The following is a 21,527-nucleotide window of genomic DNA, read 5'->3' as shown; positions in this document are numbered from 1 at the left end:
CGGTACTAAATCTACCTTCTACCTTCCCGCCTAAAATACTGCTTCATCAATACTGCTTTTTAGAAGCAATACTCAAATGCTGAATACCTACATCACTTTCTTGATATGTATCGTCTTTAGAGTGGCCGTATCTTATACCAAGATTTGGAGTAAGAGTAATATCACCATTCATAAGATGATTATAACTTAATAAAGTTTCAAAGTTATAATTATTATTCTTATATTTACCGGTTGCAATAGTACCTAAATGGTTGATTTTACTCTTTACTATATTATGATTATAAGCAAACATAGCTTGTACCATAAAGTTTTTCGGTAATTCTTTTTGTCCGTATAAAGTTACGATATGGCTATCGATATTAGTATTTAATCTGCTACCGTTAGATTTACACTTTGAATCCAATTTAGTATAAGCAATACCGACTAAATCTTTGTAGTTATCAGAACCAATATCAAAACCTATAGTACCGCCTGAAGCATGACCTTTATAATCGGCAAAACCTTGTTGCGTATTAATACCGTAAGTACCTGCAATCCAAAGGCTTTTATCTAACACTTTTTCATCTTCATCACACGCAGCAACCGCAGCACTAGAGAACATTCTATGCGATATAATATTACAGCTCATTTGAGTGATATCATGCATCGGATTATATATTGCTCCAATCATTTCTTTGTCTTGTTTTACTGCATTTTGCATTTCTACAACTTCAGCAGCTTCAACAATGCTTGCTTCTGCGGCTTCCTTTATAGAAGCGACTACTTTTGCCTCCTCTTCTTGTCTAGCTTCCTCTTACTTCGAGTTTTCAAGGCTAACTTCAAAATCCTTAGATTCTGATTTATTTGTACTACTAGATACTTCTACTTTTGTTCGCTCCCGTATTATAATTATAATCATCATCAAAGCCTTCAATATTGCCCTCTACAGGAACAATCCTCTCTATACGTTGAACAATCATAATTTCTGCATTTTGATTTATTCTAACACATAGATTTCTTGTTTCCTGATCTATACCACTTGCCACTTCTCTTTTAGGACCTATGAACTCAATATTGGTTCCTTCTTTTATAGCTTGAGCTAATTGATTTATATTACCATCAAGTACATCTACATTTTTAGTTGCATATTTCTTAAAAACTTCTTCTACAATTAATGCTTTTAGTTTTTCCTTTCCTTGAGTCTTTATTGCTAACTCTCTTTTTAAATCCGTATCAACTGAATCTGCTATAGCTTGAACAGCGGTTTCGTATTTTTCCCCCTATTTTAGAAGTAGGAGCAATATAAGCTACTGCCACTGCAACCGCAGCATTTTTTTTAGAAAAAAGATGTTCGATAGGCTTTAGACTGTTCCTCTTTCTGACTAAACCGTCCCAAGCCCATTATATCCTACCCTCGTAGGTAGTGACGATCCACCTGCTACCACTATTACCGGTGCAACAACAGGGGTATTAAATACCGTTTCTATTTTCTCATCACTTATTATATTAAGAAATTTTACAATTGCCTCTTTTGAGAAATCTTTAGTATTAGGTATTAAAGCTTTCATTTTTGCATTAAAATTATTTTGTACAGTGTCTGTTATATTTTTCTCTGTAATGGTTTTAGAAGCTTTAGATAAACCAGCTACATTATCGGCTGCCGTTTCATAAATTCTTGATAATGTTGCCGCTGCAGCTTTATTTTGTAATAATGTTAGCCGCTATCTTATCTATATTACTTTCCACTATTAAATTAACAATATTGTTATTAATCCAATTATTTATTTGAGTATTTACTTCGTTTGCTTTAGGAGTAAGGGCTATATTATCGCATACGTTCCCTTTATTAAGAGCTAGATTTAATACATCGGAAAATTTTAAAGTATTAAGGATTTCCATTATTTTTAGCTAAATACATCTCATTATGAAATATTCTGTCTAAAGTATTCGGAGCTACAAGAACTTCTGCGACTGCTCTACCTACAACCGGTGCCAGTGCAGCTATTCTTCCCCTTAATGCAGCATCGCTTTTGCCTTTAGATTTATAACCTGCTAATTTTAGTTCATCATCACCTATGGCATTTAGATTTGCTATATCCCTAGCTATTGCAAGTCTTATACCTACACCTGCCGATGGAGGAACTGCTACTCCACCTGGTAGAGGCGGAGGAGGCGGTACTATTCCTGCCATTGCTTGAGGTGCTATAGACCTACTAGATCCTCATTATCTATTCTTATTTCACCTACAGTCTTTTTAAGACAAGTGCCAAATCGCTCATCGTTAAAGCATCGAAATTATTTATCAATGCTTGCATTCTCTTACCATCCAAATCTTTAGTTATTAAACTGGCATCTTTTAAAATCTTGTTATAACTTTTTAGACCTTGCTTATCAACTACCTTATCATTTTCATTCACTATCTTAATGTTACCGTTATCAATATATGCTTCTGTTAATTTAGCCATCTGCTCTAAATAATTCACTACTATTGCAGGGTCAGCTAACTTCATTACGGATTGTCTGATGGGAATACTAGATTGTTTAGACTCAAGCTCAACTAAGTTTTGATTAACATAGTTTTTAAATTGATCTAATAATTTATGTTTTGCCTCCGGAGTAGCTACGCTTTTAAACTTATTTAATAAAGGGCTGTTTCCTGATTCAGAGTATTTAGTATCGATGCTTTTCTTACAGTAGGATCAGTAATATTAGTACCAAAACATGTTCAAAAGCTTCTGTTGTTAAAGGAGTTTCAACATAATTATTTACAACTTTTAAATCGTCATTAGCATCTACACCGCCTGTCATAGCTATATATTTTAACTGCTCCAAAGGTGTATTCAAATTTTCTATGTTATTAAAATGTATAGCCTTTTTAATTTTATCGTTAATACTGACAGCATTTGCCCTTTCAGCTTTAGCAAGGATTTCCAATACTTGAAACCTATTTTCTAGAGCCATCTCTTGCTCGTTAAGTAAAAGTTTGTGCAGATACAGGAGATATCGATAATGATATGTGTCCGGTTAAAGCAGAAACCTTATTCATTAAAGGCAAATCACCGATAAAACAATCCAGTATTTATAGAAAAATGTTGATAGATTTAAAAACCGATATGCCTACTTGTAACTTTATTAAAGGACAAACAGAATATAAAACAGTAAATTTATGGCTAACAGATATGCTTTCGGTTTATCAAAACGCAGGAATACATATATTACCAAAACCGATACCTACAAACCATTGCAATAGGTTAATAAATTGGCATCATCAAAAACCTAAAATTATATACCTGTTAAAAAATTCCGTACATTCAATTAAAAATAGTGATAACATTACTTTTAGTGCGATTAGCGATAATAAAACCAACAGCATTTTTTGGTTTGTGAAAAATGAATTAGTAGCAACTGTAAAACCAAACGACGCAGTAATATGGAAAGCAAAAGCCGGTGAATTTATTATTAGAGCTATCAGCGATAGCGGCAAAAGCGACAGTATAAAAATTTATATTAAAGAATAGAGTAGCGGTTATATATGAAATTTAAAATTCTCGCAGAAATTGATATTAAACCTTTCATAGAAGAAGAAACTGCTCTTGATTCTTTATTAAAAGCAAATATTCTAAATGCATTGACTGAAGTGAATTATTTACTAATACCAGCATGAAAAACACCAGAAGCTACAATAGTAATAGGATTACCTTATAGCGAGAAAAACACATTTTTAAATGCTCTTAAGAACAACCTTAAGATTATCAAAAACGGTGAAAAATTTACATTTGATAAATTATTTGATTTTGAAACAACGCCAGAAATTCAGCATAAATATGAACCGGCTATATATGATCCCAAAAAATTTGAAATTGCAGAAAAAGTATTTTAGGAATGTTCTAACGGAGTACCCGATACAGTGCAAGAGTTAATCAATATATTTTTCATTAAAAAGCTAGTTCAAATAACTGATAAATTAAAATTTATCATAGTAGCAAAAGAAAAGACCGTAAAATCCCCTAATATCTTTAACAGGATTATAGAAGACTTTAAAAAATATTTTTCCTACAGAAGAACACGAAAAATTAAAAGGAAATGTTATATGCGTAATAACACAACATAATGAAAATAATCATGAAAACATTATACTGACGTACAAAATAGCATTGCCATTAACAAGGATATATTAAAATTCTCTGATATAAAATTTTTCTATAAACCTACTTCTCAAAATGGGGGAATAAACCTCTCTAGAACTAAAACACCTAGAAGAGAGAAAAGGAATATAACATTTAGAGATAAAGCAGCTAGGTTCATTGCTAAAGAAACAAGACAGTCTGATAGAAAATTTACATACACAAATACAGATAAATGTAGAATGTATAATTAATACTATCCAATCAATTTTTGAAGACTTTAATGTATATACACCTCTTAAACTACTCAAAATTTTTAGATAATAACTATGAGGGTTATATTAAACCATATTTATCTCCAATACAGTATCCGGCTCTAGAAAAAACTCTTTCTTGTTTTGAAGGATTAGCACAATTATTAGAATTTCAAGCTATCATATTAAACAAACAAGCTAATAACCTTATAGGGGTAATATTTCAAATTTTAGGTTCTATTGAGAAATTCATAGACAATAAACCGGTTATTCAAACTTACCGATATGTATAAACCTACAAATGAAAGAATTATCATTATTTGAAGAAGTGTTATCTATAACATGATCTCAATCCAATGATTGCTATAGTTCCTTAATTGAAATATTTATGCATACAAAATCACTATCTATCTTCTATAAAAAATATAGAACCTAAACACGATCAACCAGTGCAATATTATAAAGAAGCCATATAGTGGTTAAATAAGTACTCGGACAAAGCAGAAGTAACTCAAACTATAGCTAGATGCTACTCTAAAATATGCGATATATTGAGCGAAGAAGAAGATTATAATGGAGCTCTAACATGTAATGAAGAACTTAAAAAAATGTACAATAAAATTAGCGATATGCTATTTAACTTAGGACGTGAAAACCCAGCTATCATATTTTATAGAAAGAATAATAAATTAGACTCTATATTAAAATGTTATAACAGTCTTATAAATAAGGCTGAAAAGCCTATAAAATATGATTTATATATGGCCCAAGGAAACGAACTTTGCTTTCAAAAACAACAGGAAACAGATGCTGCAGAATCATATTGTAAAGCAGCTGGTGTTGTACGTGATCCTCAAAAACAACAAGATGCAATGTTTATGGCATACAATACTTTCTTAGGGAACCCAAATAATAACACAATCCAACAAACAGATATTTCAGAACAACAACGAGAGGGATATCTTAATAGTATAATTGGCGATATTATCGATCTGTGACCGTTCACTAGTGTTAAGCGGCTTATTATTCCTCTCTGTCATCCCGTGATTTATTCACAGAATTGAGTAAAACATATAAAAATAAATTTTTATATGTTTATTTTGTTAAACATGTAGTGTAGGTAACAATATTGAAGTTATTTTTTCTGGCCCCCGTGGTCAGGCTACGGGATGAAAGTGAAAAACCCATGAACGCTTACATTGATCTATCTCAATAAATCATTTATGCTTACTTTAGCTCTAGTAGTTTTATCGACTTGTTTTACGATAACTGCGCAATAAAGTCCAGGCTTACCGGGTTCCTTAGCAGGTAATACTCCTGGAACTACAACGGAATAAGCAGGAATTCTGCCGTAAATAATTTCACCTGTATCTCTGTATACTATTTTTGTAGAGCTACCGATAAACACCCCAATACTAATTACTGCTCCTTCCTCTACTATTACACCTTCTGCTATTTCCGATCTTGCACCGATAAAACAATTATCTTCAATGATAACAGGCTTTGCTTGCAACGGCTCAAGCACCCCACCTATTCCTGTGCCGCCTGAAATATGGCAATTCTTGCCGATTTGAGCACATGAGCCGATAGTGGCCCATGTATCAATCATTGTCCCCTTATCTATATAAGCACCTATATTAATGAAAGAAGGCATAATTACAACATTTTTAGCTATATAAGTACCGGTTCTAACAACAGCTCCGGGTACTGTCCGTATAGCTGCTTCTTTGAATGTATTTTTATCAGTATCTGCAGAAAATTTAGGAGCAACTTTGTCATACCAACTATTATAATTGTTATTATAAAGTTGCGATTCCGCAGTGATAAAATATAGCAATATAGCTTTCTTTACCCATTTATTAACTTGCCAACCATTTTCTTTCTTTTCACAAACACGAATTGTACCTTGATTTAAGCTTTCTATAATATCATTAAGAGTTTGCTTTAATGTTATAAGCTTTGAAGAATCATAAAGAAGTTTGTCCTTAATTTGCCAAGCTTCTTCAATTTCTTTAATAAGAGAGGACATATCTTTTAAGTGTTTTATTGCCAAAAATAATAAATGAGATTATCATGAAAGTCAAAAAATAATTATAATTAACTATGTATATTACTTGCCCAAATTGCCAAACAAGATTTATTGTTACAAGCAATCAAATAGGTATTAACGGACGACGAGTAAAATGTTCCAAATGTAACCATTTGTGGTATCAGAAATTAGAATATAATATTAGTACATTAAATGACTTTAAAGATAAAGTAAACATAGGAACTATTAAAACTCCTATTAAAAATCATTACAATGCTAATGTGCCGGTTATTTTACCGTATATTCCTCCTAAGAAAAAACATAATATATTTCCAATATTATGGACTAGCTTTATAATTTTTTGTTTAGTGATATTACTAATAGATAGTTTTAAATTCTTAGGTAAATATGATCAATTAAAGATAGAAGAAATTAATTTAGGCCAATCTCATCATATAGGCGGTATGAAGATATTTTATAAATTATCTAATGAGTCTGATTATTTAATTTCTAATCCTATAATCAAAGTGAGAGTAATGGATACTAATAATCAAGCTTTAGATGAATATGTATCAATTACAAAACTACAAACAAAAATCCCTGCAAAACAAGCAATATATCTAGAAATGAATATTGAAGGGATCCCTATTACAGCAAAATATATTGATATTATTATAGGTAATAGATTAGGACTTTTATTTAAGTGAGGACGTTGTTGCATAGACCGATAAAATCCACTGTCATCCCGTGGTTTAACCACGTGGTCCATCAAAACAATTAAAATACTATTGAGTATTATACGAATGTTGCCGTTGACCTGAGTATAAAGGCAATTGATGTCATTCCCACGTAGGCAGGAGAATCCAGTAAAACATATAAAAACAAGTTTTTATATGTTTATTTTTATTAAATACGTAACCTATATTAAGGTTGTCTTGTCCCTGCCTTTGCAGGCATAACATACTAAACGTTCATACAATAGAGAGTCAAGCCACACTATAACACCTAACGCATTTTTCGATCCATGCAACGATGCCATGTGGGAATGACATAGGGGCTATGCAACAACATTACTTAAAAATAAAATACCCACAAGCCAAAGCTTATGGGTATTACTAAAGATATAATAATTTTTTCGTGTATTAGGAAACACCACAATTTGAGCTATTAGTATCACTTGATACCATATTAACAATATCTGGAGCTTTAAATAATATAATGATTGCAGTAACTACCACTAAAGCTACTTCCCACTGCAATTTTCCTCTTAATGTTTGAATTCCCAGAACAATTATACCGACAACAGCTATACCTTTTGCAGTATTGCCTCTGAATACTTTAATTAACTTACATAATGCATCACCTACAGGATCGGCATTACTACCTAAGCTATCAAAAGCCACCATAATAATAGCCACGCTTAGAATAGTAAATAATATGCGTAATGATAGATTATAATTGATTAATTCTTCGTTTAATTTACGAATAGAAAAGTTCATATGTCTTACCTCAATAAAATAATTAGCATTTAAAAAACAATGTATAATTTATTTATATATAAATCAACTCCTAAATATATGCAATTTTAATTAATATACAAAAATATTTTAAAAACACTTATTTTAAGTAACATTATAATCACATATAGTATAATTTAACTTCCAAATATATAAACAAACGTAAATAAAAATAACCAAACCACATCCACAAAATGCCAGTACCATGTAGCAAATTCAAACCCTAAATGTCCATTACCTTCTGTAGTAAAATCTCCTCTTTTCGCCCTAAAGTAGCAAATTATTAGAAATATAGTACCTATGATCACATGAATTCCATGCAAACCCGTGGTTAAATAAAAATTAGAAGCATATATACCATCTGTAAATTTAAACGCCGCATGGTAATATTCATATGCCTGCATAGTTGTAAAAAATATTCCAAGCAATATGGTAAGAGCAAGTGCAGTTACACAATCTTTTTGATTTTTTTCTTCTAAGGCGTAGTGAGCCCAAGTAATGGTAGTACCTGATAAGAGTAGTATTAAAGTATTAATGAAAGGAATATCAAACGGCTCAAAAGTTTTAATTGTAGGTGGAGGCCAAATGCCCTGCTTTACAACCCATACACCGTCTAAAAGACCTACGGGTGATAGACTTGCTTTAAAAAAAGAAGCAAAAAATACACTAAAAAATACTATTTCCGTTAAGATAAATAACGCCATACCTATTTGTAAACCTTTTCTAACAGGACTAGTATGCTGATGTTCGACTATTCCTTCTTTCACTACATCTCTCCACCAAGAATATAAACAGTAACCTACTGAAATAATCCCTGCAGATAAAATATATATATTAAATTTGTAGCCATGCATGAACGAGACGCCACCTATAACCAAAAGAAGTAAAGCAAAAGATGTTAGGATGGGCCAAGGGCTTGGGTCTACTATATGGAATAAGTGCGATTTAGTAATAGAATATGAATTATTTAGAATTATCTTTTGACTCATATTGTTATTTTATATTTCCTAATTATCATCAATAACAAACTACAAAAGTAATCTGCTATTCGCATGAGTGAAAACAAATATAAATTATTATTGATGTAAAAGCAAATCCTAGAAGCAGATTATATAGAAAATATACCACGTAACTCAGAATTACATTATTTATTATTAATGACAACTCAAATCTCTTGACTCTTTATATCATTCAACTAATATATAGACCGCTAATAATGTTTAAGCTCCATTATTGCAAGACCAATCTATCAAAACTTAATATTAAGTTATGCCAGGGGTCTATTATTATAAGTGAGTAAAATCATGAAGTATAATGGAGATTGTTGTCTTACAGCCGTCTCGGTATAATGGTTATTATACCTATATCCAAGGTTGAGCAATATTTGCTAATATACCTTGGTTTATATCTTTCACTGAATATATTCTAATAAAATAATGGTCTTTTCCATCCTATTTAGGACTATAGCTATCTCTTTTATGTAAGATCGTTTTATTGCTTAATATAATAATATCACCGGACACAACATATATATAGTTTTGCGTAGATTTTTGATCTACAATTTCTCTAATTTGATTTATAAACCCTGCTGCTCCTTGTGCTTCAGGGATAGCATCCATTTTTATTCTGCTATAATAACCGGTAGCATATTCTGCTAATAAAGGGAGTTGCTTGCTCACTATTTTACATGAAAAAGAATCTGCACTTATTACTGTAAATTCATTACTAAGCCCGATTAAGATATCTTGGTAGCTCAATTGATTTAATATATCTTCAAGGCTAATATATACTATAGGTAGATTCTCATGTCCTTTATGTACAATCCCCCAAATTAAATAGTCCACTATAGGAGATAAGTTATCACCTACTAAGTGTCCCTATTACTTCATACATATGACAAATTAATTCTTCTATTCCACTAATCCATACCTCACCGTCATAGGGAGTCATTATATTGTAATTTTTTTGATCGATATTTTTTATATGTATAATTTCTGCATTATTGTTTAAGGCATCTTTAATTTTTTTTGTATAATTTACATATTTTGTTTCTAAAAAATTTTTAAAAAATACAGTAGATTTATATGGCTTTTTAGTAAAATTGTTTAAAACCTCATCACTATTAATATTAAAATTTTTTAGATAAATTTCCTTCCTTATAATTTATCTAAATCTTTTTTATAACTAAGTTCCAATTTTTAGAAGCATTAATAATACCGAAAGGATCTACATATTTTGTATCTACTAAATATAAATCTTAACCAGTAAGTTAATCTAACGATTTTATTGTTTAAATTTTCTAATTTTGCTATACAAGTTTTTTCATCTAAAATTTTCCTCCAAACATCATAGCACGCATTCATTATAGTCAATATTAGTATCTTCAATTATGAAATAATCCCCTTCTTCAAAAATATTATTATGAAAATATTCTAAAATACCTATAGCATTAATATTTGTACTGTATTATTTAATAAATTTACCACATATTTCAACTTTAAGTTAATACAACTATTGTAACGCACTTTGGATTCTAAAATTAATAGTTTTTAAAGTTGAAAATAAGGAAAGAAATTTTAACTATATTTTAATTCCCGCCTACGTGGGAATGACATAAAACACATTTTTCAATTTAGACAACAATGCTTATAGTTGCTCGCAATGACAATGTCTGGCATTAGTTAGCAATATCATTAAGATAAATACACTTCCTTGTCTAAAGTATCTTCGCTGTTATCTATAATCATAGTAATTGTTACATCGCCAGTAATATTGATAGTAGTACGTAGCATATCAAGTATTCGGTCAATACCAGCAATAATTGCTACTCCCTCTATAGGTAAGTGAACTGAAGAAAGAACCATAGGAAGCATTATCAAAGAGGCACCGGGAATACCGGCACCACCAATAGATCCAAGTGTTGAGGTGAGAATAATGACTAAATAGTCATGAGGGGCAAGCGTTACTCCCATCATCTGAGCAAAAAATATGGTGGTAAGAGATAAATTTATAGCAAAACCATCCATATTAATTGACGCACCTATCGGAAGTACGAACGAAGTACTAGACTCTGAAATGCCAAGCTTTTCACGACAAATTTGCATAGTAGTTGCAAGAGTTGCCTTACTACTTGAAGTAGAAAAAGCAAGTAACTGATACTCAAAACTTTTTTTATAAAAAGGTATAGGTGAAACACGACAGAATACACATATAAGTAAGCCAAAAACTAAATATTGGAATGTCATTGCCACAACTACCGCTACAACAAGTTTCGATAAACTAATCATTACCTCAACTCCCTGCATGCCTACAATCCAGCCTGTTAAAGCAAAAGCACCATAAGGGGACAATTGAATAACAAACGATATCATTTTTAATATTAATTTTGACATCACATGCATTAAATCAGTAATAGGTTCACCGATAGATTTCATTTTGTTTAAGGTAATTCCAACAAAAATAGCAAAAAATACAACTTGTAAGACATTACCGTTTGCAAAAGCCCCAACAGCATTATTAGGGACGATATTTACAAAAAAATCAATTATATTAAATGAAGTTCTACTTGTCGTTCCTGAAGAGGTAAAATCTATATGTACGCCTACTCCTGGCTTTAATACTAAGGCAACAGTGAGTCCAAAAACCGTGGCAAAAAAAGTAGTACCTAAAAAAGCGGCTACCGCTTTCATTCCTACTCTACCAAGGGCAGAATTATCATTCATACTAGTGATACCGGAAACCAAACTGAAGAAAATTAAAGGGGTAATGATCATTTTTATCAAACGTAAAAAAATGTCACCAATAGGTTTAATATAATTAACATATTGTGGTAAGTATATACCAAATATAATACCTAAAATTAACCCTAAGGTAACTTTTTGCCATAATTTCATAATTTACTTAATTTTTAAATTTGCTCAACTATAAGTTTATTTATTATTTTGGTCAATCCACTCTAAGTACTTTTGAAAGCCATAGTCAATATTTATTTTTATTATTTGCGGTAATTCATAATTATGAATTTCCAGAAGTTTATTTTCTATTTCGTTATAATTAGAAGATTTTGTTTTTATTACAAGCCTATATTCAGTTTCTAAAGTTACTCTATCATCCCATCTAAAGTAACTTTTGACATCATCAATTTGAATGCAAGCAGTAAGATTTAATTCTAACAAAACAGATGCTATCTTCTCGGCAATTTGCAAATCATTAGTAGTAGTTAAAATTAAACAGCAATCTTGCATTCCTAAACCTCAACAAAACAATTCGGTGTTTCATATAGTTTGAGGCTCGTTACGAAGAAGTTTTGACTTACGAAAAGTTTAGGAAAAATTTCATTCTTTAAATGCATCGCTATATTTTCTGCAGTTGGGTTATTTTGCATGTAATATATTTTTTGACCAGTGCAATTTTCTATTTGCTGCCCCATTTCCTTATCGTCTTGATGTAGGATTAAGCTATGATCAAAATTTTCATCAATCCATTTTTTAGCTAAATCCTTAATTAAACCAAAATCAATTACCATACCAAGTTTATCGGTTTTGTTTGCAGCTATAGCGATCTCAAGAACATAACGATGACCGTGCAGGAATTGACATTTATTTTGATGCTCTATAATTCTATGTCCTGCATCGAACTCAATACGACGAGTACATTTTATCATTATAATATACTTCCTTTCTTTGAATGATTTTACTTTTTTTCAAAGAGTAAAAACGGGGCCATGTCATTGCAAGGAAATGCATTAGCATTGACGAAGCAATCTCAGAAGTTTGGTTATTATTTCATGAGATTGCCATGCAGCCTACGGCTGCTTGCAATGGCAATTTTTTACAAGTTTAACAATAACTTTTCAGGATTCTCAATAAGCTGCTTAATTTTTACCAAGAACGATACTCCTTCTTTCCCGTCAATTATACGATGATCATAAGATAAAGCTATATACATCATCGGACGTATTTCAATTTTACCGTCTATAACTACAGCTCTTGCCTCGGTTTTATGTAAACCTAGAATACCTGATTGAGGAGGATTAATAATCGGTGTAGATAATAATGAGCCATATACGCCTCCGTTAGAAATCGAGAATGTCCCACCTGACAAATCAGCCATAGAAAGCTTACCCTCACGAGCCTTTTTAGCCAAAATTCCTATAGCTTTCTCCACTTCGGCAAATCCCATTTTATCAACATCCCTAACAACGGGGACAACAAGCCCTTGGTCTGTTCCGACAGCTACACCTATATCATAGTAATTTTTATATAGTAAATCATCACCATCTATTTCAGCATTTATCGACGGAATAAGCTTTAAAGCTTCAATTGTTGCTTTAACAAAGAAAGACATAAAGCCAAGTTTTACAGTGTGCTTTTTCTCAAACTCTTCTTTATATTGATTACGCAAAGCAATTACTTTTGACATATCGATTTCATTAAAAGTAGTCAAAATAGCTGCTGTATTTTGTGAATCTTTTAAACGCTGTGCAATAGTTTTACGCAAGCGTGACATACGAACACGCTGCACTCTTTCTTCATTAGATTTACTTATTGCAGGAGCAAAACTAGCCGTAGCGTTTATTGTTGCAAGCACGTCACCTTTGGTAATTCTACAATCTCTACCTGTTCCCTTTATATTATTGGGGTCAAGCTTATTGTCAGTAATTAATTTTTGTACAGAAGGAGCAAGAGTATTATTAGCCACGGTAGGTTTTTCTACAGGCTTTTCTGAAGTAGATTGCGTCACTGCTTGAGCTTTAGCAGATTCATTATTAGTACCGGCAGTATTTGCAACTGCCCCTTCATTTATTTCGCCTATTTCTTCGCCAACTGCTACATTTGTACCGTCAGTTTTCGATATTTTACCTATAGTACCATTGCAAGGAGCATTAACTTCTAAAGTCACTTTTTCAGTTTCAATTTCTAACAGTAATTCATCGGTTTTAACCGAATCGCCTTCTTTCTTATACCATTTGGCAATAGTGGCTTCCGTTACGGACTCCCCAAGCAACGGTACTATAATTTTAACGCTCATAATTTATTCTACTCCTATATTTGTATAGCATCGCCCTGTATAGTTTTATCATCATTGCGAAAAGACGCTATAAGCGTCGACGAAGCAACATCAGGCAAATTCCTGAGATTGCTACGCTCTTTTTAGTCGCTCGCAATGATGATTATTAGGCAGTACCCTAAGAATCATATTCCCAATGCTGCCCTTAATAGCTTCTCTTGCTGTTTATTATGTGCTTGCAGCGAGCCTACTGCCGGAGAGGCTGATTCCTCTCTACCTACATATTTAAATTCATTACTAATTCCTGCTTCTTTTAAAGCATCGTTTAAGTGAGAAACTATATAACACCAAGTTCCCATATTCTTTGGTTCTTCCTGACACCAAATAAATTCCTGCGTCCTATTATATTTTTTTAATAGCGATGCTACAAGTTTTTTTTCAAAAGGGTATAATTGCTCAAGCCTAATAATCGCTATATTACTGTTATTGCCACGCATTTCAAATAGATCGTAATATACCTTACCACTGCATAAAATTACTTTAGTAATATTGTTTGTATCTACTTTAGTTACTTCATCTAAAACCGGTAAGAAAGTAGTATTTTCACCTAGCTCGTCAAGTTTAGATACGGCATATTTATGACGTAATAATGATTTTGGCGACATTACGATTAACGGTTTACGGGTATCATCAAGTATTTGGCGACGTAGCAGATGGAAAATCGAAGCAGGGGTAGTAGGGTATGTAACATACATATTATTCTCAGCCGCTAGTTGTAAGAACCTCTCAAGCCTTGCCGAACTATGCTCCGGTCCTTGTCCCTCAAATGCATGAGGTAACAAAACTACAAGCCCGCTCATACGCAGCCATTTAGTTTCGCTGCTTGAAATAAACTGGTCAAAAATAATCTGAGCTCCATTAGCAAAATCACCGAATTGTGCTTCCCATAAAACTAAATTTTTGGGGTTTGCGAGTGAATAACCATACTCAAAACCAAGCACCGCATATTCAGATAAATTACTATCGGCTACCTCGTATTTTGCTTGTTCTTTAGATAAATTATTTAGAGGTATATAGGTAGTACCATCAATTTGGTTGTGCAATACTGAATGACGATGCGAGAAAGTACCGCGTCCCGAATCTTGTCCAGTTAGCCTTATATTTGTGCCTGAAGCAAGCAAGCTTGCAAAAGCTAGTTGCTCTGCCGTCGCCCAATCAATAGGTTGATCAGCTGTTAGAGTGGCTTTTCGAGCTTCAAATAGTTTTACAAGTTTTGGATTAACGGCAAAATCTTTCGGTATTGTGCATAGTTTAGTTCCTAAATCGTGTAATGTTTTTTTACTGATACCCGTTATTGTAGCTTGTGTACGAGTACGAGAAATACCTTGCCATAATCCACCTAAGAAATGTGCTTCTTGCTTATAACTTTTTGCCTCCTCATATGCCTTATCTAGTTTTGCTTTAAATTCTTCTTTTAACTTAGCAAAATAATTATTGTCGATTACACCGCTTTTTACTAACTTATTTGCGTAAATATTTCCAGGGGTCAGTTTGTTTTTAATAATGTTATACATCTTGCCTTGAGTATACATCGGCTCATCGCCCTCATTATGCCCATATTTACGGTAACAAATAATTTCTACTACAACATCCTTACCGAATTTCTGCCTGTATTCTACCGCAATATTGGTGGCTTTTAACACTGCTTCTATATCGTCACCGTTAACGTGTAAAATCGGGGCAGCTATGATTTTAGCAAACTCCGTAGAATATCTACTAGCTCTAGTATCTGCAGCATTAGTCGTAAAACCTAACTGATTATTAATGACGAAATGCAATATCCCACCAATATCATAAGCAGCTAAAGGTGACATTGATAGACTCTCGGCAACCACGCCCTGACCGCAAAAAGCAGCATCGCCATGCACTAAAATAGCTTTGACTTTACTACGTTTAGTATCTCCAAGCATATCTTGCTTTGCTCTTACTTTTCCTGCAACTATAGGATTTACCGCTTCTAAATGTGAAGGGTTATCGGCTAGTGACAAGTGTATTTTCTTATCCTCTAGAGTTCTATCGGACGAATAGCCTAAATGGTATTTTACATCGCCTGAAACATTTAACTCATTAGGAAATACGCTGCCGCTTATGAAACCCGCAATAACGGCTTTATATGGCTTACCTACTACTTTAGTTAGAGTGTTTAATCTCCCTCGATGTGCCATACCGATAACGATTTCTGAGATGCCATGATGCATGGATAAATCTATAGCTTTACTCATAGCAACTATAGAAGCATCACCACCCTCAATGGAAAAACGCTTAGCTCCGGGAAATTTTGTATGTAAATACTGCTCAAACCCTTCTACTTCTACTAAATCATTTAAGATAGTTTTTTTGTCTTCAGAAGAAAAAGTAACTTCACTTTCTAGCTTATTATATAACCAGTTTTTCCCTGCTACATTTTCTATTTGCTCAAACTCTACACCTATAGAACCTGTATAAACTTTATCGAACTTGGCCACTAATTCAGATAATTTACAGTTCCAAGTACCGACAACTTCATCCGTAATATTGATATTTTCTTCTAGCTGCCCGCTATCAAGACCAAAAGTTTCTATATTAAGCTTTAAATCATTTTTCGTTTTACGTAGCTCAAGACCAAGCGGATCAAGATTCGCTAAATAGTGAGCATGCTTGCGATAAGCATTGATCATTTCCTTAGCTTTTAAACTATTTAAGTCTTCAGAAGATAAATTATTATTTAACGATTCTTTTTTTATTTCATTAGGCATAATTATTTTTGCCGTACTTTTATTGAGTAAAGTATTATTATCCTTAATGCCGGCAAAAAATTCTTGCCAAGTTTGATCAACCGAGGCAGGGTTGGCTAAATATTGCTTATATAGCTCTTCAATAAAAACAGCATTCCCGCCAAATAAATAACCTGTTTTTTTAAAGTCTTCTTCCATATTATTGTTTATATTGTTTAGTTTTTGTCATAAGCTATCATTGCGAAGATACCTAATCATCATTGCGAGCGACTGAAAGGAACATGACAATCTCAGCAATTCTCCCAAGATTGCTTCGTCAATTACTTCGTAATTTCCTCCGCAATAACGATTTTATTACTATAAATACTTCCCTTCTAAATATCTTATATATACCTCAGGGCTAATTTTTTCCTCACCACTAGCACTTCTTAGTAAATCGGCTGAATTTTTTAATGAACCGAGATTCCTAAAATTCTTATTTAGATAATTATTTAGATTACTAAAATCACCCTTTAATATATCATCTTTTATATTTGAATGCATCTCTTTTACTTTTTTCATCACCATTGATGCAATAATTGCACCGTTTGTATAGGCGGGAAAGTAACCGAAATTTCCGTGTGACCAATGAATATCTTGAAGACAGCCGTTACTAAAACTTACTGGTTTAACGCCTAAATATTCCTGCATCTTACTATCCCAACAGCTTGGTAACTCATCGAGATTCAAGTCGCCATTGATAAGCATTTCCTCTATCTCAAAACGTAATATTACATGCATCGGATAAGTTACTTCATCTGCATCTACTCTTATAAAATCAGGCGTAACTCTTGTAATTTTTCTATATAAACTTGCCGCTGAATATTCTTCGCTTTTAAAAGCAAATTCGTCTCTAAGTAATTTAGCTAAAAATTCGGTAAATTCTCTGGATCTACCTACTTGCATTTCCATAAATAAAGATTGGCTTTCATGGAAGGCCATACCTTTAGCAAGCCCAACTGGCTGCCCTTTATACATTTCCGGTAGATTCTGCTCATATAAAGCATGTCCTGTTTCATGAATAATTCCCATTAAACCGCTTATGAAATTATCTTTATCATACCTAGTAGTTAAACGTATATCGTTTGGCGTTCCACCGCAAAAAGGATGAGTCGATTCGTCTAATCGTCCTTTTGTTAGATCAAACTGCATAATTCCCATAATGCGTTTTCCGATACGCTTTTGCATTTCAGGAGCTAGTTTGCTGTGCTTTACTAGTTCTTTCTCGGTTTTCTGTTTTTCTAAAATTTTATTTATGAGCTGCGGGAGTTCTTTCTTAAGTACTGAAAAAACTTGTTTGATCTCGCTACTTTTTCTGCTTGGATCAAACATATCTATTAATGAGTCGTATAATCCGCAATTAAAAGTATCTGCTCGTACTTTAGCAACTTCTTTCGTATAATCTAAGACTTTTTGTAAGTGTGATTTGAATAAATTATAGTCGTTATGTTTTCTTGCTTCTCGCCAAACAAGTGCGGCTTTAGTAGTGGCTGCGACCAATTTCTTTTGTAGTTGCTCGTCAATACAATTCGCATCTGTTACTTTTCTCTCAATCTCTCTAATATTACCATTCTGCCATTCATCAAGGTTCTTTGATTCTTCTTTTGCCTTGCTAAGTAGCTCCTTTAGAATAGGAGATTTGAGCATAGAATGAACTAGCAACGTTAAAGTTACTATTTCGTTTGTCCTACTCTCACCTGAACCCATAGGCATATTTACGGCAACATCCCAGTATAATATGCTTAAGATATTATTAAAATGTGAGATGGTTGCAAATTTGTTTTCTAATTTTATATAGTTGTTGTTCATATGTTCCCTATTATGTCATCCCCACAAAAGCGAGAATCCAGTAAAATGCTTGTTTTTTATTTTACTGGATTCTCGCTTTTGTGGGAATGACATAAAAACTGTACCGCTAGTGCTTATTACAAATGCAATAACTCCTTTGCTGCTTTTAAACTTGCTTTGGTGATTGTTTTACCTGAAATCATGCGGGCGAGTTCCTCCTGTCTTTCAGCTAGATTTAAAGCTTTTACCGTTACTTTCGTTTCTTTCTCTAGCTGCGTTTTCTCGATTTTTATATGCAAATCCGCTTTACCTGCTACTTGCGGCTGGTGCGTAATAACTATTACTTGAGTAACACTACTAAGTTTTTTTAATCGCTCACCTACTTTATCTGCAACCTCCCCACCAATCCCGACATCTATTTCATCAAATATAATAGATGGTCTTACCATTTTATCAAACAAAGAAGTTTTTAAAGCTAACATGAATCTTGACAATTCACCGCCGGAAGCGATTTTATTAATTGCTGCAGCTGCCGTTCCCGGGTTAGTAGACGCTTTAAACACAATATTGTCATTACCGTCGGCTGTTGGTTCTTTAGCATTTATCTCAATCTCAAAAATTGCTTTCGCCATTTTAAGCTGCTTTAGCTCCTGATGCAACGATTCTTCCAGATGTTTTGCAACAATAAGACGCTTTGCAGATAAATTACTCGCTAGTTCATAATATTTTTTCTGCAGTAGTACTTCTTGAGCTTTCAACTCATTACTATTTGCTATTTTGTTTTTTAATATACTGAGCTGCTCTAAAGATTTATCTAAAAATATACCTAACTCATCAGCAGGAACATTATATTTACGGCTAATAGCTTTTATTAAAAATAATCTTTCTTCTGTTTCTTCAAGATTATATTCCTCATAATTAAAACTATCTAACAGATTTGATAATTCTTGGCGTGCTTCTTCTAGATTATTATAGGCTTCCTCTAAACTTGTAACAATAGCTTCAAAACGCTCACTGTTGCCTTGTCTTGCTAATAATTTCTCTGCTCTATTAATCGATGTATTTATTTCAGGATTATTAATCTGTTCTAGAATATCTTTTATTAGCTGTAAATCCTTATCTTTATTTTGCAAATCTTTTCGTAGATTTGCTAATTTTTCTTCTTCACCTGTTTGAATGTTCAGTTTAGTTAATTCTTCCGTTGCAAAGCTCAAATAATCAATTTCTTGTTCTATAGAATTTTGCTTAAGTGTTATTTCGGCTATTTCTTTCCGAGTATTTTGCCAAATCTGATAGCATTTGGAAAGCTCCGCTCGAAAGTCCAAAAGATTTCCATAACTATCTAAAATATCAAGCTGCGTATTTGCTTCTAGAAGAGAAATATTATTATTTTGTCCATGAAGCTCGAATAAATAAGTAGCTAATTGCTGCATCAGAGCTTTCGCAACCACTTGATTATTAATGAAAAAATTTTTTCGCCCTTCGACTTTTTGCAGACACTTTACAAACAATAACTCTTCAGGTTCAATAAAATTTTGAATCAGAAAATTTTTTATTTCTTCATTTAAAGAGAATATTATATTAACAACCGCGTAATCTTTTCCACGTTTTATTATATTATTTGAAGTTTTATAACCTAAGCAAAACAAAATAGCATCAAGTAAAATAGATTTACCGGCTCCCGTTTCACCGGTAATAACACATAAACCTTTATTAAACTCAATTTCCAGCTCGTCTATCAGAATGAAGTTTTTAACTGAGAGACTGCAGAACATATACCGCTTAATTTTGGTGGTTCTGAACTAGCCTGTACGCATAACTATACCATTGACTATCAGGATAGTTGTAACCTAGCACTGAGGCATATTTTTTTGCTTCATCCAAAAGTCCAAGCATCATATAACTCTCGGCTAAACGGTAAAGAGCTTCTACCGAGTGAGAAGTAGTTTGATAATTATCAATTACCTCTTTAAATCTATTTATAGCAGCCATCGGATTCTTTTTCTTTAAGTAAAACCGACCTACCATCATCTCTTTACCTGCTAAATGATCGTTTACTAGGTCAATTTTTAAAGATGAATCAATAGCATATTTAGTATTTGAGAATTTTGCTATTACGTCTTCAAAACTATCTTTAGCTAGGAAAGTTCTAGATTGATCATGATTTACGTCTGAAATTAACATATAATATGATAATGCTTTAAGGTAATATGCATAAGCAATATCAACATTTGCAGGGTGCAAATTAATGAACATATCAAGCACATCAACCGCTTCTTCATATTGAGCGGCAAGAAATAAAGAATAAGCCTGCATCAATTCGGCTTGTGGCGTTATTTCATTGCCTGGATGCTGGTAAAACACTCTTCCGAATTCTTCTGCAGCTTTCTTATATTTTTTCTTTTCCAATAAGGTAATACCTTCATTATAAAGGGTAGGAATAGGGACTACCATGTCATCACTGTTTTTTTTGTTTTTGCACCCGCCTAAAACTAACCCTATAACTAAAAAGGTACTCAATAATTTTGTTAATTTCATAAGAACTTAAATTCAGTTAATAACTAAATATACATATAGGCTTACAGAATTTCAAGGATTCAATTTAAAATCTCACAAATTAGACCTATTTAGAAACTCGTTTATAGGGAGAAATTTGAAGGAAACACAGAACGCAGAACTGCAACGTACACTTGTACGTGTAAGGGTTCGAGTACTGGATCGACGTACAAATTACCTCTAGAAGTAGAGTTTCTGAATAGGTCTACATTCTGGGACTTATTTCTCTACCCAATGTCCTTTATCATTTTTATGGTATTTTTTTTCTACAGGCCGACCATGCTACTTTATGCGCAACTGTCTCTCGAGAGTCATTGCCACGTCTCTTATCAACATCCTTATATGGTTCAAATACATGATTAAAAGCTGCGCGATAAATACCCTTAGCATAACTCAAAAGATGATTTTTAACTGAATCATGTAAATCATTATTATTTTTATAAGGCATAAAAACCCCC

General features: G+C 32.8%; 22 protein-coding genes and 5 pseudogenes. 7 read left to right on the top strand and 20 right to left on the bottom strand.

The annotated features are described in order from the left end of the window. Positions 1-46: 46 nt before the first annotated feature. The 7 genes and pseudogenes from QUD19_RS03545 to QUD19_RS03515 form a co-directional block, all read right to left on the bottom strand. Positions 47-700: an autotransporter outer membrane beta-barrel domain-containing protein gene (locus tag QUD19_RS03545; RefSeq protein ID WP_498807320.1), complete on the bottom strand. Its 654-nt coding sequence runs from the start codon at positions 698-700 to the stop codon at positions 47-49. 151 nt (positions 701-851) lie between these two features. After that, entirely contained in the window at positions 852-1,025 is a 174-nt protein-coding gene (locus QUD19_RS03540) for a hypothetical protein (RefSeq protein ID WP_498807318.1), read from the bottom strand. Positions 1,026-1,361: 336 nt separating this feature from the next. Continuing rightward, a complete protein-coding gene (locus QUD19_RS03535; RefSeq protein WP_498807317.1) occupies positions 1,362-1,547 on the bottom strand; it encodes a hypothetical protein in 186 nt (61 codons plus the stop codon). Positions 1,548-1,677: 130 nt separating this feature from the next. Beyond that, positions 1,678-1,878 (bottom strand): hypothetical protein, encoded by a 201-nt coding sequence (locus QUD19_RS03530; RefSeq protein ID WP_498807315.1) that lies wholly within the window; start codon positions 1,876-1,878, stop codon positions 1,678-1,680. A 77-nt stretch (positions 1,879-1,955) separates the two neighbouring features. After that, a pseudogene (locus tag QUD19_RS03525) lies at positions 1,956-2,170 on the bottom strand (hypothetical protein). Between the two features lie 52 nt (positions 2,171-2,222). Next, positions 2,223-2,489, bottom strand: a complete 267-nt coding sequence (locus QUD19_RS03520; RefSeq protein WP_498807313.1) for a hypothetical protein — start codon at positions 2,487-2,489, stop codon at positions 2,223-2,225. A 349-nt stretch (positions 2,490-2,838) separates the two neighbouring features. Beyond that, positions 2,839-2,952: pseudogene (locus QUD19_RS03515) on the bottom strand (cell surface protein); the annotation flags it as partial. A 2-nt stretch (positions 2,953-2,954) separates the two neighbouring features. Here QUD19_RS03515 and QUD19_RS03510 point away from each other — a divergent pair. The 5 genes and pseudogenes from QUD19_RS03510 to QUD19_RS03490 all read left to right on the top strand — a co-directional run. After that, positions 2,955-3,497, top strand: a pseudogene (locus QUD19_RS03510) (penicillin-binding protein 1C); the annotation flags it as partial. 14 nt (positions 3,498-3,511) lie between these two features. Then, positions 3,512-3,643: a hypothetical protein gene (locus tag QUD19_RS03505; RefSeq protein ID WP_498807312.1), complete on the top strand. Its 132-nt coding sequence runs from the start codon at positions 3,512-3,514 to the stop codon at positions 3,641-3,643. A gap of 243 nt (positions 3,644-3,886) precedes the next feature. Then, positions 3,887-4,157: pseudogene (locus QUD19_RS03500) on the top strand (hypothetical protein). Between the two features lie 229 nt (positions 4,158-4,386). After that, complete coding sequence (locus tag QUD19_RS03495; protein ID WP_498807310.1) at positions 4,387-4,650, top strand: hypothetical protein; 264 nt, start codon at positions 4,387-4,389, stop codon at positions 4,648-4,650. A 258-nt stretch (positions 4,651-4,908) separates the two neighbouring features. Next, a complete protein-coding gene (locus QUD19_RS03490) occupies positions 4,909-5,355 on the top strand; it encodes a hypothetical protein (protein WP_498807308.1) in 447 nt (148 codons plus the stop codon). A gap of 206 nt (positions 5,356-5,561) precedes the next feature. On the opposite strand, the gene dapD is transcribed toward QUD19_RS03490, so the two are convergent. Beyond that, on the bottom strand, positions 5,562-6,386 hold the full coding sequence (gene dapD, locus QUD19_RS03485) for a 2,3,4,5-tetrahydropyridine-2,6-dicarboxylate N-succinyltransferase (protein ID WP_498807306.1): 825 nt from the start codon (positions 6,384-6,386) through the stop codon (positions 5,562-5,564). 74 nt (positions 6,387-6,460) lie between these two features. On the opposite strand from dapD, the gene QUD19_RS03480 reads away from it, so the two are divergent. Then, the gene (locus QUD19_RS03480) at positions 6,461-7,093 is read left to right on the top strand and encodes an MJ0042-type zinc finger domain-containing protein (RefSeq protein ID WP_498807304.1); all 633 of its coding nucleotides are present in this window, start codon (positions 6,461-6,463) and stop codon (positions 7,091-7,093) included. 435 nt (positions 7,094-7,528) lie between these two features. On the opposite strand, the gene QUD19_RS03475 is transcribed toward QUD19_RS03480, so the two are convergent. The 11 genes from QUD19_RS03475 to QUD19_RS03425 form a co-directional block, all read right to left on the bottom strand. Beyond that, the gene (locus QUD19_RS03475; RefSeq protein ID WP_498807303.1) at positions 7,529-7,885 is read right to left on the bottom strand and encodes a TrbC/VirB2 family type IV secretion system protein; all 357 of its coding nucleotides are present in this window, start codon (positions 7,883-7,885) and stop codon (positions 7,529-7,531) included. Positions 7,886-8,040: 155 nt separating this feature from the next. Then, entirely contained in the window at positions 8,041-8,892 is an 852-nt protein-coding gene (locus tag QUD19_RS03470) for a cytochrome c oxidase subunit 3 (protein ID WP_498807301.1), read from the bottom strand. Positions 8,893-9,354: 462 nt separating this feature from the next. After that, complete coding sequence (locus tag QUD19_RS03465) at positions 9,355-9,747, bottom strand: hypothetical protein (protein WP_498807299.1); 393 nt, start codon at positions 9,745-9,747, stop codon at positions 9,355-9,357. Positions 9,748-10,596: 849 nt separating this feature from the next. Continuing rightward, the gene (locus QUD19_RS03460; RefSeq protein ID WP_498807297.1) at positions 10,597-11,796 is read right to left on the bottom strand and encodes a dicarboxylate/amino acid:cation symporter; all 1,200 of its coding nucleotides are present in this window, start codon (positions 11,794-11,796) and stop codon (positions 10,597-10,599) included. Positions 11,797-11,832: 36 nt separating this feature from the next. Then, on the bottom strand, positions 11,833-12,147 hold the full coding sequence (gene cutA, locus QUD19_RS03455) for a divalent-cation tolerance protein CutA (protein ID WP_498807295.1): 315 nt from the start codon (positions 12,145-12,147) through the stop codon (positions 11,833-11,835). 2 nt (positions 12,148-12,149) lie between these two features. Further along, complete coding sequence (locus QUD19_RS03450; RefSeq protein ID WP_029374620.1) at positions 12,150-12,566, bottom strand: 6-pyruvoyl trahydropterin synthase family protein; 417 nt, start codon at positions 12,564-12,566, stop codon at positions 12,150-12,152. Positions 12,567-12,733: 167 nt separating this feature from the next. Continuing rightward, positions 12,734-13,933 carry a 2-oxoglutarate dehydrogenase complex dihydrolipoyllysine-residue succinyltransferase gene (gene odhB / locus QUD19_RS03445; RefSeq protein WP_498807294.1) on the bottom strand — a complete coding sequence of 400 codons (1,200 nt, stop codon included), beginning with the start codon at positions 13,931-13,933 and terminating at the stop codon, positions 12,734-12,736. Positions 13,934-14,097: 164 nt separating this feature from the next. Then, a complete protein-coding gene (locus tag QUD19_RS03440; RefSeq protein ID WP_498807293.1) occupies positions 14,098-16,884 on the bottom strand; it encodes a 2-oxoglutarate dehydrogenase E1 component in 2,787 nt (928 codons plus the stop codon). 159 nt (positions 16,885-17,043) lie between these two features. Next, complete coding sequence (locus QUD19_RS03435) at positions 17,044-18,534, bottom strand: carboxypeptidase M32 (RefSeq protein WP_498807292.1); 1,491 nt, start codon at positions 18,532-18,534, stop codon at positions 17,044-17,046. A 116-nt stretch (positions 18,535-18,650) separates the two neighbouring features. Next, positions 18,651-20,288, bottom strand: a complete 1,638-nt coding sequence (gene recN, locus QUD19_RS03430; protein ID WP_498807290.1) for a DNA repair protein RecN — start codon at positions 20,286-20,288, stop codon at positions 18,651-18,653. Positions 20,289-20,295: 7 nt separating this feature from the next. Further along, on the bottom strand, positions 20,296-21,051 hold the full coding sequence (locus tag QUD19_RS03425) for an outer membrane protein assembly factor BamD (RefSeq protein WP_498807289.1): 756 nt from the start codon (positions 21,049-21,051) through the stop codon (positions 20,296-20,298). Positions 21,052-21,144: 93 nt separating this feature from the next. Here QUD19_RS03425 and QUD19_RS03420 point away from each other — a divergent pair. Beyond that, positions 21,145-21,264 (top strand): annotated as a pseudogene (locus QUD19_RS03420) (palindromic element RPE1 domain-containing protein); the annotation flags it as partial. 55 nt (positions 21,265-21,319) lie between these two features. Here QUD19_RS03420 and QUD19_RS03415 read toward each other — a convergent pair. Next, positions 21,320-21,517, bottom strand: coding sequence for a ChaB family protein (locus tag QUD19_RS03415; protein ID WP_498807288.1), 198 nt, complete (start codon positions 21,515-21,517; stop codon positions 21,320-21,322). Positions 21,518-21,527: the final 10 nt, after the last annotated feature.

The sequence above is a fragment of the Candidatus Rickettsia kotlanii genome, from assembly GCA_030295365.1.
In the GTDB taxonomy this organism is placed as follows: domain Bacteria; phylum Pseudomonadota; class Alphaproteobacteria; order Rickettsiales; family Rickettsiaceae; genus Rickettsia; species Rickettsia kotlanii.
The sequence above is the reverse complement of the archived record's forward strand: the minus strand, read 5'-3'. Positions and strand labels throughout refer to the sequence as shown.

What these genes read in the sequence shown, in the direction of transcription:
- QUD19_RS03545 (WP_498807320.1), bottom strand. Translation starts at nt 700, where the DNA reads ATGCAAAATGCAGTAAAACAAGACAAAGAAATGATTGGAGCAATATAT.
- QUD19_RS03535 (WP_498807317.1), bottom strand. Translation starts at nt 1,547, where the DNA reads ATGAAAGCTTTAATACCTAATACTAAAGATTTCTCAAAAGAGGCAATT.
- QUD19_RS03530 (WP_498807315.1), bottom strand. Translation starts at nt 1,878, where the DNA reads ATGGAAATCCTTAATACTTTAAAATTTTCCGATGTATTAAATCTAGCT.
- QUD19_RS03520 (WP_498807313.1), bottom strand. Translation starts at nt 2,489, where the DNA reads ATGAAGTTAGCTGACCCTGCAATAGTAGTGAATTATTTAGAGCAGATG.
- QUD19_RS03505 (WP_498807312.1), top strand. Translation starts at nt 3,512, where the DNA reads ATGAAATTTAAAATTCTCGCAGAAATTGATATTAAACCTTTCATAGAA.
- QUD19_RS03495 (WP_498807310.1), top strand. Translation starts at nt 4,387, where the DNA reads ATGTATATACACCTCTTAAACTACTCAAAATTTTTAGATAATAACTAT.
- dapD (WP_498807306.1), bottom strand. Translation starts at nt 6,386, where the DNA reads ATGTCCTCTCTTATTAAAGAAATTGAAGAAGCTTGGCAAATTAAGGAC.
- QUD19_RS03480 (WP_498807304.1), top strand. Translation starts at nt 6,461, where the DNA reads ATGTATATTACTTGCCCAAATTGCCAAACAAGATTTATTGTTACAAGC.
- QUD19_RS03475 (WP_498807303.1), bottom strand. Translation starts at nt 7,885, where the DNA reads ATGAACTTTTCTATTCGTAAATTAAACGAAGAATTAATCAATTATAAT.
- QUD19_RS03470 (WP_498807301.1), bottom strand. Translation starts at nt 8,892, where the DNA reads ATGAGTCAAAAGATAATTCTAAATAATTCATATTCTATTACTAAATCG.
- QUD19_RS03460 (WP_498807297.1), bottom strand. Translation starts at nt 11,796, where the DNA reads ATGAAATTATGGCAAAAAGTTACCTTAGGGTTAATTTTAGGTATTATA.
- cutA (WP_498807295.1), bottom strand. Translation starts at nt 12,147, where the DNA reads ATGCAAGATTGCTGTTTAATTTTAACTACTACTAATGATTTGCAAATT.
- QUD19_RS03450 (WP_029374620.1), bottom strand. Translation starts at nt 12,566, where the DNA reads ATGATAAAATGTACTCGTCGTATTGAGTTCGATGCAGGACATAGAATT.
- odhB (WP_498807294.1), bottom strand. Translation starts at nt 13,933, where the DNA reads ATGAGCGTTAAAATTATAGTACCGTTGCTTGGGGAGTCCGTAACGGAA.
- QUD19_RS03440 (WP_498807293.1), bottom strand. Translation starts at nt 16,884, where the DNA reads ATGGAAGAAGACTTTAAAAAAACAGGTTATTTATTTGGCGGGAATGCT.
- QUD19_RS03435 (WP_498807292.1), bottom strand. Translation starts at nt 18,534, where the DNA reads ATGAACAACAACTATATAAAATTAGAAAACAAATTTGCAACCATCTCA.
- recN (WP_498807290.1), bottom strand. Translation starts at nt 20,288, where the DNA reads ATGTTCTGCAGTCTCTCAGTTAAAAACTTCATTCTGATAGACGAGCTG.
- QUD19_RS03425 (WP_498807289.1), bottom strand. Translation starts at nt 21,051, where the DNA reads ATGAAATTAACAAAATTATTGAGTACCTTTTTAGTTATAGGGTTAGTT.
- QUD19_RS03415 (WP_498807288.1), bottom strand. Translation starts at nt 21,517, where the DNA reads ATGCCTTATAAAAATAATAATGATTTACATGATTCAGTTAAAAATCAT.